Here is a 17,186-nt window from a genome sequence, read left to right on the forward strand (position 1 = left end):
AAATAATAATTGATAAATGATTGTTGCGAGGTTCGGGTTACGTGATTCGAGTTTAAAAATTCACTATTGACTTATTGACCATTCACTTTTTTAAAATGCTACCGGCTTTAGGTTCAGTCCGAGGTTTTCTTCCCAACCCATCGCTATATTCATATTTTGTACCGCCTGTCCGGACGCTCCTTTCAACAAATTGTCAATCGCTGAGTGAATAACTGCTACATTCCCACTCTTTTCTATATGAATCACACAGCGATTGGTATTGACAACCTGCTTTAAATCAATTGCATTTTCACTTACCTTGACAAAAGGCTCCCCTTCATAAAAATCCTGATACAACTGAACGATATCTGAAAGTACTAAATCCGTTTTCACTGTAGAACTTGTAAAAATTCCTCTTGCAAAATCTCCTCTCCATGGAACAAAATTCAGACTGATATCTTTATGATTAAACGAAACTAACTGCTGTAAAATCTCTTCCACATGCTGATGGGTCATCGTTTTGTATGCCGAAATATTATCGTTCCTCCAGGTGAAATGTGTCGTTGCCTGCAAAGACTGACCCGCACCTGTAGAACCTGTAATTCCCGTCGTGTACACTTCATTCAACAACCCTTTTTCCGCTAACGGAAGAAGCGCCAATTGAATTGCTGTTGCAAAACATCCCGGATTGGCAATGCTTTTTGCACCTTTCAGATTTTTTTTATTGATTTCAGGAAGTCCGTAGATAAAATTTCTGTTTCCCAAACTTCCGTCCAAACGGAAATCATTTCCAAGATCAATGACTAAAGTCTCATCTTTTACTGGATTTTTAATAAGCCAGTTCTCACTCTCCTTATGAGGAAGACACAGAAATAAAATATCCACCTCTTCCGGTTGATCCGTTAAAACCTGCTCACAAACTGCCGTTAAATCCGGGTACAAATCTGAAATTTTTGTCCCCGAATTGGAACGGCTATATAAAAAACTCAATGACACATTGGGATGAAAAGCCAGCACACGGACCAATTCGCTTCCTGTGTAGCCGTTGGCGCCTACAATTCCTACTTTTTTCATATTTTAATGATATGATGATTTGATTATGATTGATAGGATTTTATCTTATCCTTGGGTAAATCGTTTTTATTGATAGGACTGCGTCCTATCCTGGGGTAAATCGTTCCGTTGGAACTCTTTATTCAGAGCTCTTTATTTTGAATTGATCTGGTGGTAGATATTTAAGGAATTGCTTACAATTTTTGTATATCCTTTTACATCTTCTCCTGTCCAGGCTCTGTTGGCTTCACCGTAACTTCCGAATTTATCAGACATCAGATCGTGCTTAGATTCAATTCCATTTAAAATAAACCTGTATGGATGAAGGGTTACAAATACTTTCCCGCTCACTGTTTCCTGAGAATCCGTTAAGAAAGATTCAATATTTCTCATCACAGGATCCAGGAATAATGCTTCATGAAGCCAGTTTCCATACCAGTCGGAAAGCTGAGACTTCATCATCTGCTGATATTTTGAAAGCGTATGTTTCTCCAACAAATGATGCGCTTTAATGATCACTGATGCCGCCGCTGCCTCAAATCCTACTCTTCCTTTGATTCCAACAATGGTATCTCCAACATGAATATCACGTCCGATTCCATAAGCGGAAGCCAGTTTTTCAATTTTTTGAATTGCCTTCACTGAATGTTCAAAATTTTCTCCATTGACAGCTACAACCTCGCCGTTTTTAAATTCAATTTCCAGTTCTGAAGGCTGGGTTTCTTTAATTTGAGATGGAAAAGCTTCTTCCGGAAGAGAATTTCGTGATGTCAACGTTTCTTTTCCTCCAACCGACGTTCCCCAAAGACCTTTATTCACAGAATATTGTGCTTTATGGAACTCCATTTCGTACCCATGATCTTTCAGGAATTCAATTTCTTCTTCACGGGACAGGTTCATATCACGGATTGGCGTGATGATCTCTATTTCCGGACACATCACCTGGAAAATCAAATCGAAACGGACCTGATCATTTCCGGCTCCCGTACTTCCGTGGGCAATAGCATCAGCACCCGTTTCAATGGCATATTTTGCAATTTCCTGTGCCTGAACCGTACGTTCCGCACTTACAGACAATGGATAAGTATTATTTTTCAGCACATTTCCGAAGATCAGATACTTTACGCAAGAATTATAATAATCCTCCTGAGCATCAACGCACCTGTATTCTTTCACCCCCAGATTGAAGGCTTTTTTCTCCAGTTCTTTTTCTTCTTCCTTAGAAAAACCTCCGGTATTTACAGTCACTGCATACACTTCATATCCCAGTGTTTCACTAAGATATTTAGCACAGTAAGAGGTATCCAAACCTCCGCTAAACGCTAAGACGACTTTCTTTTTCTCCATTGTACTCATCAATTTCGGACTGCTGAATTACAGTACCATTTACTTTATTATTATTTTCAGGAACGAAAAGCATCGCTGTACACAGACAGTTTTTACGTTCCTTTTTCATTAAAATTTCATAGTTCACACAGTTCTTGCACCCGCTCCAAAACTCTTCATCCTGAGTCAATTCAGAATAGATCACCGGCTTATAGCCTAGATCACTGTTGATTTTCATGACCGCAAGTCCTGTGGTTAAACCAAACACTTTCGCATTCGGATATTTTTCTCTAGATAATTGGAAAACTCTATTCTTAATCAAAGTGGCGACTCCTCTGTTCCTGTAATTCGGAGATACAATCAGTCCCGAATTGGCTACAAACTGACCGTGTGACCAGGTCTCAATGTAACAGAATCCTACCCATTCACCATTTTCAGTAGCAACCACAGCGTTACCATCTGAAATCTTTTTCGTTAAGTATTCGATGGATCGTTTTGCGATCCCCGTTCCTCTGCGCTGTGCTGAATCATACATTTCCTGCTGTATTTCACTTACATACATGAGATGTTCGCATGAGGAAATTTCTATTTCCATTTATTTATCTGATTTTTTTGGCAAATTTAAAGCATAATAACTTTAAAAACCAAATTAAAAAGATATTTTTTTTGATTTAAAGAAATAAACAGGTAATTTTATCTTTACAGAAAAATATAATTTTGCTAAATTATTATATATTTGCTAAAAACATATAGCTATGGAAAGTAAGTGTCCAAAATGCAGTGGTAGTACAATTGTAAAAAGCGGCATCATTAACGAAAAACAGCGTTTTCTCTGCAAAGACTGCAACTACTATTTCACCGTCAAAAAAATGGGAAAACAGATTGACGACTATTACGTAACCAAGGCGCTACAGCTCTATCTTGAAGGTTTAAGTTTCCGTGAAATAGAACGGATTATCGGCGTTTCTCACGTCACCATCAGTTCCTGGATCAAGAAATACAATATCACAAGACCACCCCATTCTGAATTCCATCCCGTTTATAAAATCCTAAAACAGAATGAATTAATTGAATACATCGCCAAAGAAGAGAATATTAAAAACTCGGGACTTATCATTACCCAGTTTGCGGATAAGTATATGTTGATTAAGTGGGAGAGATTTAAGAAGTAGGTAAGATTCAAGTAAGACATCAGATTTCAGATTTCAGACATAGGAATGGTGGCTTCGAGGGCCTCAGCCACCAAACATCTGTCATTTATTAATCAAAACTCAACTCACAACTTTCTCCTGACACATTCACTCTTCAACACTCAGACTCTCGAAATCTCAAACTCTCCAACCAAAAACCCGAAATCCGTAACTCGTAACTCGTAACTAAAAACCAGTCGGTTACAATAAAACTATACCATTACCACTAATATATATTAAATTTTTATAAATAAATTATTAATTACAATTTGGCTTTCACAAAAAACAACGCCAAAAATTGATAATTTATGAAGAAATTACTTGCATTTATTGGATTAGCCTTAATAAGCAGTTCTTTATATTCACAGGGTTCTCCTGATTACGGAGGCGGATTAAAATTAAACCTCAATCAGGAAGGAGATAAGTACATCAGATTTATTTTATGGGACCAGTTCTGGCTCAGAAATACCCAAATGAACCCGGGAAGTATGGTGGGCGGAGAAGCTGCCGACAATTCCTGGAGTCTGGGCAACCGAAGATTACGTGCTTTAATGTATGCCCAAATCTCTAAAAGATACATGATCCTGGCTCACTTTGGGATCAATAACCAGACCTTCATCAATGGTGGAGCTACGGGCACCACAGGAACAGGAGGTTACGGAAACGGAAAGAAACCACAGTTATTTTTTCATGATGCATGGAATGAATACGCAGTTATTTTACCTGGAGAAGCAGGAAAATTCAGTTTATCTTTAGGGGCCGGACTTCATTACTACATGGGACTTTCCCGAATGACAATGGCTTCAACACTAAACTTCCTTACCGTAGACTCTCCTATCTTCTCATGGCCGTTAATCGATAATTCAGACCAATTTGCAAGACAGCTCGGAATGTTTGCGAAAGGAAAATACGGAAAACTGGAATACCGTTTCAGCTTAAATAAACCATTTGCAACAGATTTAGCCCCGGTTAATGTTACAGATCCTTCAAGAGCTGCAGCTGTGGACAACAATGGAAACCCAAGCTTTTCAAAAGCGGGTTATGTTGAATACCAGTTCCTTGATGAAGAATCTAATACACTTCCTTTCAAGGTGGGCTCGTATTTAGGAACAAAGAAAGTTTTCAATGTGGGTGCCGGTTTTTATCATCAGGCCGACGGGACGAGAACTTCCATCAATTCCAATATTGAAAAACACGATATCACGCTCGTTGCCGTGGATGCTTTTGCAGATATTCCTTTGGGAAATGCCAAGCATAAAATGGCCGTTTCTGCCTATGCAGGATATTATAACTACAATTTCGGTCCTAACTACATAAGAAATCTGGGAACGATGAATATTGCAGCCAATGATCCTAATTTTGTAGGAAACAGAGCCATCGCAGGTCCCGGAAATTTACAACCGATGATCGGAACCGGGAATGTAGTATATGCTCAGGCGGGCTTACTTCTTCCGAATCAGGCAGAAAAACCGAAAATCAGAATACAGCCTTTCGCGGCATATACCCATAAAAGTTTTGAAGCGTTCGACAAATCATCTTCACAGTTTGATGTGGGCGCCAACTGGTTCATAGACGGACATCACGCAAAGATTACTACGCAATATTCCACAAGACCGGTTTATACCAGTCCTACGGAAAGCCCTTCTTCAAAAGGTGAATTCATTGTACAGTTTCAAATTTACCTTTAAACTCAGGATGAACTTAATATCTTAATCCATTAACATCAAAATCAATCAACATGAGCGAAAATCACCACGAAAACTACGAGAATATGACCGAACGGCAGAAAAATCGCACCATCTGGAGCGTGATCACCGCCTCATCACTCGGCACTCTGATAGAATGGTATGACTTTTATATTTTTGGAAGTTTAGCCATCGTTTTAGCGACCAAATTTTTCCCTGCTGATAATCCTACTGCCGCATTTTTATCTACTCTGGCGACTTTTGCAGCTGGGTTTGTCGTAAGGCCTTTCGGAGCTTTATTCTTCGGGAGATTAGGGGATATTATCGGAAGAAAATACACTTTCCTTGTCACATTGCTAATCATGGGATTTTCCACTTTCCTGATCGGATGTATTCCAGGATACGAAACAATAGGCTTCATGGCGCCAGTTTTAGTTTTAATCTTAAGACTTTTACAGGGTTTGGCATTAGGTGGAGAATACGGAGGTGCCGCAACTTATGTTGCAGAATATGCACAACCTCACAGAAGAGGCTACTGGACTTCATGGATTCAGACTACAGCTACTGCAGGACTTTTCATTTCATTAATTGTGATTTTAATTACTAAAAATACGTTATCTGCAGCAGAATTTGATTCCTGGGGATGGAGAGTTCCGTTCTGGATTTCAATTTTAATGGTGGGGGTCTCTTATTTCATCAGAAAAAACATGAAAGAATCTCCACTTTTTGCAAAGGCTAAGAGTGAAGGAAAAACTTCTAAAAATCCATTAAAAGAAAGCTTCGGGAATAAATTCAATTTCAAATTTGTTTTACTGGCACTATTCGGTGCTGCCATGGGTCAAGGTGTTATCTGGTATACCGGACAATTCTACGCCATGAGCTTCCTCCAGAAAGTAATGAATATAGATTCAATGCAGGTGGATTACTTAATGGCTACTGCCCTGTTAATGGGAACACCATTCTTCGTGTTCTTTGGCTGGCTCTCAGATAAAATCGGACGAAAAGCAATTATGATGACCGGTATGCTGATTGCGATTTTAGCCTACAGACCGATTTATGACAGCATGTACAAAAGTGTCAACATTGAAGCTAAAACGGTTGCAAACGATGGGATCAAGGAGACAAGAACCGCTGCCATTCACAAAGACATTGCATCGGACAGTTTAATTACATTTCACAAAGAAACGACGTACACAGACGGAACTTTCATTAAAAAAGACAGCATCGTACACTGGTCTGCAGCCGGTCCTGTGATGAAAGACGGAAAAGCGGAAGACCCTAAAGTCACAAAATCGATTACATTGAGTACTGATACAAGATGGTATCTGGTATTTCTGGTTTTCATTCAGGTATTGTTTGTAACTATGGTTTATGGTCCTATTGCAGCCTTCCTTGTTGAAATGTTCCCGGTTAGGATTCGCTACACTTCAATGTCTCTGCCTTATCATATCGGAAACGGGGTATTCGGAGGACTTCTTCCGGCAGTGGCCACTTATCTGGTGACTCAGGGGAAAGATGCAGGACATCCCACATGGTATCTGGAAGGGCTTTGGTATCCGATTGGAGTCGCCGCAGTCTGTTTAGTCATCGGATTGTTTTATCTTAAAAATAAGAATAATAATATTCATGATTAAACACCGAATCACTTAATTTTTTACTAATTTTAAAACTACTAAAATGAACGGACTAAAAAAAATATTAGGCATACTCTGGATCGCAGTGGCACTGGTGGTGGGATATTTCGGAACTACGGTTCTGGGAATTCCAAAGATCACTTCCGGAAAGCAGGAAGATCTGGTATTCGGGATCATCATCTTATTTGTACTGATGCCGATCATCTCGGGCGGACTGGCTATTTTCGGATACTATTCGCTGATAGGAGAATATTCAGACGATAAGATTTAATTTATAAAAGATTAATGATAATTGATGGGTGATAGTTTACTCATCAATTATCTTTTATCAATCATCATTTATGAAGAAAAGGCACGAACAAAAACTGATTATCCTGAGCATCGGACTGATGATGGCTTTCAGCATTCCTATTTCACTGCTTTTCAACAGTGAGAAAGATGTTTTTGGCTACCCGATGATTCTAATCTATCTGTTTGCGGTCTGGATGATTTCTATCATTATTTCTTTTGTAATCGTAAAAAAGTATGATGAGTAGTTTCGCGTTATTTGTTGTTGTTTTACTCTATCTCGCCCTTTTGTTCTTAGTTGCCCACCTGGCAGAGAAGAAGAAGAGCAAGCGGTGGATCAACAATCCTTACATCTACGCATTGTCTCTGGCGGTGTACTGCACAGCCTGGACGTACTACGGAAGCATAGGTGTTGCCGCTACCAGCGGACTAAATTACCTGCCGATTTACATTGGGCCTATTATGATTATTCCCGCTTGGATCTACATCAACACGAAGATTGTAAGAATTTCCAGAATCAACAAAATCAGCAGTCTTGCCGATTTCATCTCTTTACGATACGGAAACAGCAGAAGCTTCAGTGCGATTATTACAATTGTCTGTCTATTGGCCATCGTTCCTTATATCGGACTTCAGATCAAAGCAATTTCTGAAACCTTCCATTTGGTGACTGAAACTTCGATGTCCAGCAATATATTGACTGACAACGCAACGTTTGTAGTTGTTTTAATCGCCTTATTCTCATCCTATTACGGAACGCGGTATGTGGATGCTTCAGAAAAACGTCTGGGCATTATTTCCGCCATTGCCCTGGAAAGTTTCTTAAAGCTTTTCTTTATTATTATTTTAGGCATTTTTGTGATTTACTTCGTCTTCGACGGCTTTTCCGATATTTATGAAAAGGCCAGCAAGTTTGAAGATTTTAAAGAAAAAAATACATTCAACGGTATTGAGGGAGCTATGAACTGGATGGTTTTATGTATGATTTCTGCTACAGCTATCTGCATTCTGCCGAGACAATTTCACACGGCAATTATTGAGAACCGACAGGAAAAACACATCAGAACAGCGATCTGGTTTTTTCCTTTGTACTTATTGATTTTCACCATATTCATCTTCCCGATTGCGTGGGGAGGCAGACTTATTTTTGACGGAGAAAAAGTAAATCCGGAGTTTTATTCTATTCTAATTCCCCAATATTTTGACAATACTTTAATTACAGTTTTTGTATTTTTGGGTGGATTAAGTTCATGCATTTCGATGATCATTATTTCAGCCATCACGCTTTCCATTATGCTTTCCAATAACCTCATCATCCCTTACGGTTTGTTGGGGAAATTCAAATCAGACAACGAGGTTCGAAATACAAGGAACATCACAAACATCCGGAAATTCAGCATTTTTGCTTTAATTATCATGGCTTTTGTTTTCTATAAATATTTCATCCTGAAAACATCGCTGGATTCCGTAGGACTTATCTCATTTGTTGTCATCGCACAGCTGGCACCGTCTTTTTTCGGAGCGATATTCTGGAGAAGAGGAAGCTATAAAGGTGCTGTAGCAGGGCTTCTTGCAGGTTTGGCTATCTGTTATTTCGGATTGATTATTCCGCAGTATTATTTCTCATATAATCAGGAACTGAAAGGCGTTATCCGGGAAACGTATGATGCTTTCGGATTTTTCAATATTTCTTTTTTAAGCCGAATTCCGGAGATCTTTTTCTGGTCAATTTTTACCAACACAGCTTTATTTACCATTATTTCGGTAAGCGTTAAAGGAAACTACCGGGAAAGAAATTTCGCAGAATTATATGTAGATATTGATAAGCATATTTTAAATCATGAGAATGCTTTTGTCTGGCGCGGAACCGCTTACGTATCAGATATCAGGAATATTCTGGAAAGATTTTTAGGCAAGAATAAAACAGAACAGGCCTTAAGGATCTTCAATTTAAAATATAATATTGATTCTAAAACGGAAACCGCAGATTCAAGGTTTATCAAATTCTCTGAAAACCTTCTTGCTGGCAGGATCGGGACTGCATCTGCAAAAATTCTGATCGAAGGTGTGACCAAAGAGGATAAAATATCTTTAAGGGAAGTTTTAAATATTTTAGAGGAATCTAAAGAAAATATTACACTCAATAAAAAGCTCACGGAACAGTCTGAAGAATTACAAAAACTCTCTGATGATCTGAGAACAGCCAATGAGAACCTAATAGTGAAAGACCGTCAGAAAGACGACTTCCTGGATTCTGTTGCTCACGAATTAAGAACACCAATCACCGCCATTCGCTCTGCAGGAGAAATTCTGGCAGATGATGACGATATTCCAACGGATATCAAGCAGGAATTTTTAAACAACATCATCACGGAATCTGACAGACTCAGCGAGATCATCAACGATATTCTTTACCTTGACAAACTGGAGCACGGCGAAATTGCTCTGAACATCAAAGAAAATAATATTCTTGAAACCTACAAGAAAGCGTTAAATCCTCTACTCCATCTGATACAGCAGAAAAACATTCATTTAAGTGAAGTGAATCTCCTGAATCATCCTACATTTGAACATGACGAGGCGAGAATGATTCAGCTTTTCCAGAATATCCTCGGAAATGCTTTAAAATTCACCGATGAACAGGGAACTATACAAACCAAACTGTCTGAAAAAGAAGATTATCTGATCATCAGTATTTTTAACACCGGAAGACATATCCCGGAAGAAGATCTGGAGATGATCTTTGATAAATTTTATCAGTCAAAAAACCAGAATATTTTAAAACCTACAGGAAGCGGACTCGGACTGGCTATTTCAAAAAAAATTGTTCAGGCTCACAGCGGAACCATACGAGCAGAAAACAGCGGTCTGGGCGTAACTTTTACGATACGCATTCCTTACAACATACTACAAGAGATTATAAATGAAGTTGAACAAAACCAATAACCATCTATGAGAAAGATCATTATTGCCGATGACGAACACAAAATATTAATGTCGCTGGAATACAGCTTTAAGAAAAACGGCTACGACGTTTATATCGCAAGAGACGGAACAGAAGTTCTGGACTTCCTTACAACCATGGTTCCTGACGTCATCCTGCTGGACATCATGATGCCCAATCTGGACGGATACAGCGCCTTGGAAGCTATCAAAAAAGATGAAAGAATGAATGACACAAAAGTCATTTTTCTGAGCGCAAAAAACAATCCGAAAGATATTGAAAAAGGTTTGAAAATGGGCGCTGATGCGTATGTAACGAAGCCCTATTCCATTAAGAAGCTGATGCAGCAGATTGAGGAGATGTTTGGGTAGGGAGATTTCAGATTCCAGATTTCAGACACGAGATGTGAGACTTGAGATATCCTTGCCAAGGATAGAAAATTTAGGCTTACAGCTGAAATATCAGACAGTAGATTGAAAACAAAACGCTGACCTTCGTCTATTCGCATTAACAAAAACATGAAACACAAAAATTAATATGGACGCAGATACTCTGTTTAAACAAAGCATAGAAGACAAAGAAAATTTCTGGAAAGAACAGGCCAAAGAAATCCAATGGTTTGAGTTTCCGGAACAGATTCTTTCTAAAGATAAAAATGATTATCCGCAGTGGTATGCGGACGGAAAACTCAATATGTGTTATCTATGCATTGATCAACACATTGAAGATGGTTTTGGGGATCAGATTGCCATTGTCTATGATTCTCCGGTTACAGATCAGAAGAAAACCTATACGTTTAATCAGGCCAAAGAAGAAATATCAAAATTGGCAGGAGGGCTGGTGTCATTAAGTCTGCAAAAAGGAGATACAGCGGTTATTTACATGCCTATGATCCCGCAGGCTCTTTTTGCGATGCTGGCTTGCGCAAGAATTGGGGTTATTCACAATGTGGTTTTTGGAGGTTTTGCCCCGAATGAACTGGTCGTAAGAATTGATGACTGTAAACCAAAAGCATTGATCACCGCTACAGCCGGTGTAGAAATAGCCAGAAGGATTCCTTACTTGCCACTTGTTGAAAAAGCGATTGAACTGGCGCAGGATAAAGTCGACAATATCATAGTTTACAACAGAAAACTGGTAGACAATCAGGATGAAATGTTCGAAGGACTGATTGATTATGAAGCACTGGTTCAAAAATCAGAGCCTGTCGATTGTGTTTCCGTGGAATCTACGCATCCGCTATATTTGCTTTATACCTCAGGAACTACCGGAAAACCAAAAGGAATTGCACGGGATACCGGAGGTTACGCCACAGCTCTCAAATTTTCCATGAAATACATTTACGGAGTTGAACCCGGAGAAATCTATTGGGCAGCTTCGGATTTCGGTTGGGCGGTAGGCCACAGTTTTAGCGTCTATGGACCGTTGATCAATAGAAACACAACGATTATTTTTGAAGGAAAACCTATTATGACCCCTGATGCGGGTACGTTCTGGCGGATTATTTCAGAATACAAAGTCTCTACGATGTTTACAGCTCCGACAGCCATCAGAGCCATCAAAAAAGAAGACCCGAACGGTGAACTGGTTAAAAAATACGATCTGTCTCATTTCAAAAAACAGTTTCTGGCCGGAGAAAGATGTGATGTAGCGACTTTGGACTGGTTTGCAGAACATATTGGAGTTCCCGCTATCGATCATTGGTGGCAGACAGAATCCGGATGGCCTATGCTGGGATTAATGACTTTCGATGATCAATATAAAATTAAAAGAGCTTCCGCCGGAAAACCTATTCCGGGATATGATATCAAGATCTTTGATGAAAATGGATATGAACTCGACGCTCATCAGGAAGGTTATTTAATCATCAAACTTCCTCTTCCTCCAGGAGCACTTTTAGGCATCTGGAATGACAATGAGCGTTTTCAGAGCAGCTATCTATCGCAGTACAAAGGGTATTATTTCTCAGGAGACGGCGCTATTCGGGATGAAGACGGCTATATTTTCATTACCGGAAGAGTGGATGATGTGATCAATGTAGCCGGACACCGACTTTCCACCTCAGAAATGGAGGAAATTGTTTCATCACATCCCGATGTTGCAGAATGTGCTGTCGTAGGGATTGATGATGAATTGAGAGGACAGGTTCCTTTTGCTGCGGTTGTTTTGAAAAACGGGACCATCATCTCTGAAGAAGAAATAGAAAAAGATATCATCAGAATGGTTCGTGAAAAGATTGGCGCTGTGGCTTTTTTAAAAAACGCTATGGTTGTCAAACGCTTACCGAAAACCCGTTCCGGAAAGATCTTAAGGAAACTGATAAGAACGCTGCTGGATGAAAAATATTTTCAGATTCCATCAACCATTGATGATGAAAAAATCATTGAGGAAATTCAGGAAAAAATCAATGATTATAGGGCTTAAGCGATAAATTAAACATATATTTAATATTAATAAAATTCAAATTTCAAAAAAAGAAGGGATATGAGAAATTACTTAATTGAAGATCTGCCACATTATTTTGAAGAGTATAAAAAATCTATTAAAAATCCTAAGAAATTCTGGGATAAAATAGCCGATCAAAATTTTGTGTGGTACCAAAGATGGAGCAAGGTGGTTAAGTATGATATGAATGAAGCCAAAATCACATGGTTTAAGAATGCTAAATTAAATATCACCAAAAACTGCATAGACAGACATCTTGCGGTAAGAGGTGAAAAAACAGCGATCATCTGGGAACCCAACGACCCGAAAGAGCAAGCACAGCATATTTCCTACAATGAACTGTACAACCGCGTCAATAAAACGGCCAATGTTTTACGTGAAATGGGCATTGAAAAAGGCGACAGAGTCTGTATCTACCTTCCGATGATCCCCGAACTGGCTGTTACCATGCTGGCCTGCGCCAAACTGGGAGCCGTACATTCTGTGATCTTTGCAGGATTTTCCGCTTCTGCCGTAGCTTCAAGAGTCAACGACTGTAATGCCAAAATGATCATCACATCAGATGGAAGCTACAGAGGAAACAAAGTACTGGATCTGAAAACGATCGTAGATGAAGCATTGGAAAAAACACCCAGTGTAGACTCCGTTCTGGTAGTGAAAAGAACACACAACGAGATCAAAATGAAAGAAGGCAGAGACCACTGGATGGCTGATCTTTATGAAAAAGCCTCCGCTGATTTCGTGACCGTTATCATGGATGCAGAAGATCCTCTTTTCATCCTGTATACTTCAGGTTCTACCGGAAAACCAAAAGGAATGCTTCACACCTCCGCCGGCTATATGGTGTATACTGCCTACACGTTTAAAAATGTATTCAATTATAAAGAAAACGATATTTACTGGTGTACCGCAGATATCGGATGGATCACAGGACACTCGTACATTTTATACGGACCGCTCCTTAACGGGGCAACCACCGTTATTTTCGAAGGTGTACCTACGTATCCTGAACCGGACCGTTTTTGGGAAGTCATAGAAAAACATAAGATCACTCAATTCTATACCGCTCCTACCGCCATCCGTTCATTAGCTAAAGAAAGTACGGAATGGGTAGACAAACATGACCTGAGCACGCTGAAGGTAATCGGTTCCGTAGGTGAACCCATCAACGAAGAAGCATGGCACTGGTTCAACGACCATGTCGGAAAGAAAAAATGTCCGGTGGTTGATACCTGGTGGCAGACGGAAACAGGAGGCATCATGATCTCCCCGCTTCCATTCGTTACTCCAACCAAACCGACTTACGCTACCCTTCCGCTTCCTGGAATCCAGCCTGTCTTAATGGATGATAAACGCAATGAAATTACAGGAAATCAGGTGACCGGAAATCTCTGCATCCGCTTTCCATGGCCGGGAATCGCCAGAACGATCTGGGGCGACCACCAAAGATATAAAGAAACGTATTTCAGTGCGTTCCCAGGGAAATATTTCACGGGTGACGGTGCATTGAGGGATGAAGTCGGATACTACAGAATTACAGGCCGTGTAGATGATGTGATCATTGTTTCCGGACATAATCTGGGAACCGCCCCTATCGAAGACAGCATCAATGAGCATCCTGCCGTTGCAGAATCTGCGATCGTGGGTTATCCTCATGACATCAAAGGAAATGCTTTATATGGCTTTGTGATCTTAAAAGAAACCGGAGAAGGCCGTGATAAGGAAAATCTTAAAAAGGAGATCAATCAGCTGATTTCAGACCAGATAGGCCCTATTGCCAAACTTGATAAGATCCAGTTTGTTTCAGGGCTTCCGAAAACACGTTCAGGGAAAATTATGCGTAGAATCCTTAGAAAAATTGCGGAAGGAGATTTCAGTAATTTCGGAGATATTTCTACGCTGTTGAATCCGGAAATTGTGGAAGAAATCAAAAATGAAAGTATCAGTTAAGTAAATTGATCTAAACACCATAAAGTAAATGCGCAGAAAACCTCTGCGCATTTATTATTTTTAATCTGAGTCCGGATTAAGAAAATTAAGATTGATCAAGTTTTTTTAACGCAAAGCTTCATCTTGTTAATGTTCAGTTTTGAGGAAGGCAAAGACTGTGACTGCGTCACTGATGAAGCCACCGGTATAAAACATCCGCTTAATCGAATCGGTCAGAGATCGATTCCGTCTATGCAACCTTTAAACTACACATAATTCTTGTAAACCTTTGCGTTAAAAAAAATTATCTCATCCCCAAATTTTGAAATTGATCCGGTATATAGATGTAAAAGACAGTTCCCGGTTTAAACCACAAAACCCGCATCCCGAAACACTGAATACTGTGTTGATTTTCCGCAAAGCCGCAAAGAAATAATATATAAGGACTATGCTTTAAGGTGCCAGGATTTTATCTGCGATAAAATTGAATACCGCCGTCATTACGAGGAGCACAACGACGAAGCAATCTAACCCATTCTCCTTGCTGAAAATCTTTGATTTTCTCGCGCCTTTAAATATTCTCATTTTTGATCAAGCTTTGCGTCCTTTGCGTATGCCAAAAAACATTTTATTATTTCCTCATTAAAGCTAGATTGTTTTAAACGCAAAAGAGGTGCTAAGATGCATACTTTAAACATCCCGAGATCATTATAAAACAAATGTCTCATCCCGAACTCAGGTTAATTTAAGATATTGTAAAATTTAATGAAGTAGTTTTGTAGTTGTGTCTTTGGACTTCAACAACTTCCCTCTTCAAGCTTCCAGCTTCCTTACTCACTTCTTACTTTATTATTTTAATCGACTGCCTTCCCAGATTAGAGTGCACATCAAGAAGATAATTCCCTTTTGGATAATTGAAATCCAAAGAATATTTTTTCAATCCTTTAGCGCTGATATCATCTTTCAGAATATTTTTAATGAACTTTCCGGAAGCTTCGTACAATCCCACAACAATATGATCGGTATGTACATAATAAACATGGAGGTTCAGCTTATCTTTTACAGGATTCGGAGCGACTTCTACTTTCAGTTTTCTTTCCTGATTTTCACCAGGGTTTTCTTTAACATCCAAACTCCCTCTCGTCATCTTATAAATATTGGATCCGGCAGCAAAAGCAAGATTATTGTTGACAAAAAAGATTCTGTTCAAAGAGCCGCCTACTCCGGTATTGGTCCAGGTATTTCCACCGTCTAACGTTTCATAAAATCCGGTACTGTGACCGCCCATCCAGCCATGGGTTTCCGATATAAAACCAACAGCCTGTACGTAAGGATCCGGAAAATCCTTTGTTTCCCACGTAAACCCTCCGTTCACCGATTTAAGAAGCTTCCCTGCGTTTGTGGCTTCAGATTCAATAGCACAGAAAATTTTATTATGATCCAGAAGCTGCATTTTCCAGACAAATTCACTAGCGATATTGCTGTTATAAATCTTTGTCCAGCTTGCCCCGCCATCCAGCGTTTTAAGAATCACAGCTCCATCATTGTCACTTCCTGAAACAAAACCTACATTTTCGTTAATGAAAGTAATTTCCACCAAGGCATTGGCATAGGCAGACATATCAATATACTCCCATGTATTGCCACTGTCTGTAGATTTTATAATATAGGCAGGAGAAAACCATGCACCACAGCCATAAACAGTGGAAGTTCCTACACAGTCCAAACCGCAGATGGCAGCAGGATAAGGTGAAATACTGTTTACTTTCTGCCATGAATCTCCACCATCAATGGTTTTATAGAAACTGTTATTCAAAGTTCCCAGAAACCCAACATTTTCGTCAAGGAATTCTATATTCCGGTAATACTGATTAGCAGGTCCATTTACCGTCTTTTGTACCCAGGTATCGCCTCCATTTGTCGTTTTAAAAACAGCTCCACTTCCTCCGCGTACAGCCCAACCCAGGTTCTCATTCAGAAAAAATACATCATCATATCTTCCGGTTCCGTTAGAAGGCGGATAGGAAAAAGCAGTCCAGCTGTACTGCGCGTGCATCAATGAAGACAATAAGGAAAAAATAAATAAAATTTTTCTCATGGTAGATTAATTTTTACAAAAAACAAATTTGAATTATTTAAAACAAGTGTACAATACTTTTAAGCATGTAAAATTTAAACTTCATTAAAAACCAAACACGTGTTCAATAGACATTCCTAAACATTTTAACATTATATTATAGATAAAATAATAAATGCCAAGTTTTATTAAATTTATATTAGTTATATTAGAAAATATTTATTATCTTTAAGTACAATTTAAAAACTATTGCTTATGTCAAATATATTAGCTGGATTATTTGCACACCACAGCGATTACAAAAAGCTTGAAGCCGATCTGGAAAATTCAGGATTTGAAAATTCAGATTACATAGTATATCTTAATGGCTCTGAAACCTCTCAGTACCTGGCGAGTGTTGCGGTAAAAGATAATAACCAAACTGATGGCGCCCGGAATATTTTTAGCCAAAATTCAGTACTGAAGACCTATTTATTCGAGAATATGGGTATTGGGCAGGCGAATTACGATAATCTCAAAAGATTTATCGATGCCAGAAACAGAGCCGACATCCATAACAGCCCTGATGTGAAAATAAAGGCATCAAGCAGCGGCATGGATTCAGAAGTGAAATTCTGACAAAAAACATAAAATCTA

The 17,186-nt window shown here is 39.2% G+C and carries 13 protein-coding genes and 1 pseudogene; 10 read left to right on the forward strand and 4 right to left on the reverse strand.

Features of this window, described 5'->3' with window-relative positions:
• Nucleotides 1-90: 90 nt before the first annotated feature.
• The 3 genes from argC to N0B48_RS01515 form a co-directional block, all read right to left on the reverse strand.
• The gene (gene argC / locus N0B48_RS01505) at nt 91-1,053 is read right to left on the reverse strand and encodes an N-acetyl-gamma-glutamyl-phosphate reductase (protein WP_259836062.1); all 963 of its coding nucleotides are present in this window, start codon (nt 1,051-1,053) and stop codon (nt 91-93) included.
• Between the two features lie 132 nt (nt 1,054-1,185).
• Nucleotides 1,186-2,379: an argininosuccinate synthase gene (gene argG / locus N0B48_RS01510; RefSeq protein WP_259836063.1), complete on the reverse strand. Its 1,194-nt coding sequence runs from the start codon at nt 2,377-2,379 to the stop codon at nt 1,186-1,188.
• Nucleotides 2,348-2,953 (reverse strand): GNAT family N-acetyltransferase, encoded by a 606-nt coding sequence (locus N0B48_RS01515; protein WP_259836064.1) that lies wholly within the window; start codon nt 2,951-2,953, stop codon nt 2,348-2,350. Before N0B48_RS01515 ends, argG begins: the two co-directional genes overlap by 32 nt.
• A gap of 160 nt (nt 2,954-3,113) precedes the next feature.
• Between N0B48_RS01515 and N0B48_RS01520 the strand changes: the two genes are divergently transcribed.
• From N0B48_RS01520 to acs, 9 genes and pseudogenes are all read left to right on the forward strand, one after another.
• Nucleotides 3,114-3,530, forward strand: coding sequence for a transposase-like zinc-binding domain-containing protein (locus N0B48_RS01520; protein WP_259836065.1), 417 nt, complete (start codon nt 3,114-3,116; stop codon nt 3,528-3,530).
• A 326-nt stretch (nt 3,531-3,856) separates the two neighbouring features.
• Nucleotides 3,857-5,236: a porin gene (locus tag N0B48_RS01525; RefSeq protein WP_259836066.1), complete on the forward strand. Its 1,380-nt coding sequence runs from the start codon at nt 3,857-3,859 to the stop codon at nt 5,234-5,236.
• Nucleotides 5,237-5,286: 50 nt separating this feature from the next.
• The gene (locus N0B48_RS01530) at nt 5,287-6,867 is read left to right on the forward strand and encodes an MFS transporter (protein ID WP_259836067.1); all 1,581 of its coding nucleotides are present in this window, start codon (nt 5,287-5,289) and stop codon (nt 6,865-6,867) included.
• 43 nt (nt 6,868-6,910) lie between these two features.
• Nucleotides 6,911-7,138, forward strand: a complete 228-nt coding sequence (locus N0B48_RS01535; protein ID WP_047455982.1) for a DUF6814 family protein — start codon at nt 6,911-6,913, stop codon at nt 7,136-7,138.
• A 70-nt stretch (nt 7,139-7,208) separates the two neighbouring features.
• Entirely contained in the window at nt 7,209-7,403 is a 195-nt protein-coding gene (locus N0B48_RS01540; RefSeq protein WP_034731116.1) for a hypothetical protein, read from the forward strand.
• On the forward strand, nt 7,396-10,101 hold the full coding sequence (locus N0B48_RS01545) for an ATP-binding protein (protein ID WP_259837527.1): 2,706 nt from the start codon (nt 7,396-7,398) through the stop codon (nt 10,099-10,101). The genes N0B48_RS01540 and N0B48_RS01545 overlap by 8 nt, the downstream gene beginning before the upstream one ends.
• Nucleotides 10,102-10,107: 6 nt before the next feature.
• A complete protein-coding gene (locus N0B48_RS01550) occupies nt 10,108-10,470 on the forward strand; it encodes a response regulator transcription factor (RefSeq protein WP_259836069.1) in 363 nt (120 codons plus the stop codon).
• Nucleotides 10,471-10,636: 166 nt separating this feature from the next.
• Entirely contained in the window at nt 10,637-12,523 is a 1,887-nt protein-coding gene (locus N0B48_RS01555; RefSeq protein ID WP_259836072.1) for an AMP-binding protein, read from the forward strand.
• Between the two features lie 57 nt (nt 12,524-12,580).
• A pseudogene (acs, locus tag N0B48_RS01560) lies at nt 12,581-14,494 on the forward strand (acetate--CoA ligase); the annotation flags it as partial.
• Between the two features lie 820 nt (nt 14,495-15,314).
• Here the strand turns inward: acs and N0B48_RS01565 are convergent.
• Nucleotides 15,315-16,571, reverse strand: a complete 1,257-nt coding sequence (locus N0B48_RS01565; RefSeq protein ID WP_259836078.1) for a T9SS type A sorting domain-containing protein — start codon at nt 16,569-16,571, stop codon at nt 15,315-15,317.
• A 234-nt stretch (nt 16,572-16,805) separates the two neighbouring features.
• On the opposite strand from N0B48_RS01565, the gene N0B48_RS01570 reads away from it, so the two are divergent.
• Nucleotides 16,806-17,168 carry a hypothetical protein gene (locus N0B48_RS01570; RefSeq protein ID WP_090026747.1) on the forward strand — a complete coding sequence of 121 codons (363 nt, stop codon included), beginning with the start codon at nt 16,806-16,808 and terminating at the stop codon, nt 17,166-17,168.
• Nucleotides 17,169-17,186 lie beyond the last annotated feature (18 nt).

Source organism: Chryseobacterium herbae, from assembly GCF_025154075.1.
GTDB classification, from domain to species: domain Bacteria; phylum Bacteroidota; class Bacteroidia; order Flavobacteriales; family Weeksellaceae; genus Chryseobacterium; species Chryseobacterium herbae.

Coding starts and splice junctions, on each gene's coding strand:
- N0B48_RS01545 (WP_259837527.1), top strand. CDS start 7,396: ATGAGTAGTTTCGCGTTATTTGTTGTTGTTTTACTCTATCTCGCCCTT.
- N0B48_RS01525 (WP_259836066.1), top strand. CDS start 3,857: ATGAAGAAATTACTTGCATTTATTGGATTAGCCTTAATAAGCAGTTCT.
- N0B48_RS01565 (WP_259836078.1), bottom strand. CDS start 16,571: ATGAGAAAAATTTTATTTATTTTTTCCTTATTGTCTTCATTGATGCAC.
- N0B48_RS01555 (WP_259836072.1), top strand. CDS start 10,637: ATGGACGCAGATACTCTGTTTAAACAAAGCATAGAAGACAAAGAAAAT.
- N0B48_RS01515 (WP_259836064.1), bottom strand. CDS start 2,953: ATGGAAATAGAAATTTCCTCATGCGAACATCTCATGTATGTAAGTGAA.
- argC (WP_259836062.1), bottom strand. CDS start 1,053: ATGAAAAAAGTAGGAATTGTAGGCGCCAACGGCTACACAGGAAGCGAA.
- N0B48_RS01520 (WP_259836065.1), top strand. CDS start 3,114: ATGGAAAGTAAGTGTCCAAAATGCAGTGGTAGTACAATTGTAAAAAGC.
- N0B48_RS01540 (WP_034731116.1), top strand. CDS start 7,209: ATGAAGAAAAGGCACGAACAAAAACTGATTATCCTGAGCATCGGACTG.
- N0B48_RS01550 (WP_259836069.1), top strand. CDS start 10,108: ATGAGAAAGATCATTATTGCCGATGACGAACACAAAATATTAATGTCG.
- argG (WP_259836063.1), bottom strand. CDS start 2,379: ATGGAGAAAAAGAAAGTCGTCTTAGCGTTTAGCGGAGGTTTGGATACC.
- N0B48_RS01570 (WP_090026747.1), top strand. CDS start 16,806: ATGTCAAATATATTAGCTGGATTATTTGCACACCACAGCGATTACAAA.
- N0B48_RS01535 (WP_047455982.1), top strand. CDS start 6,911: ATGAACGGACTAAAAAAAATATTAGGCATACTCTGGATCGCAGTGGCA.
- N0B48_RS01530 (WP_259836067.1), top strand. CDS start 5,287: ATGAGCGAAAATCACCACGAAAACTACGAGAATATGACCGAACGGCAG.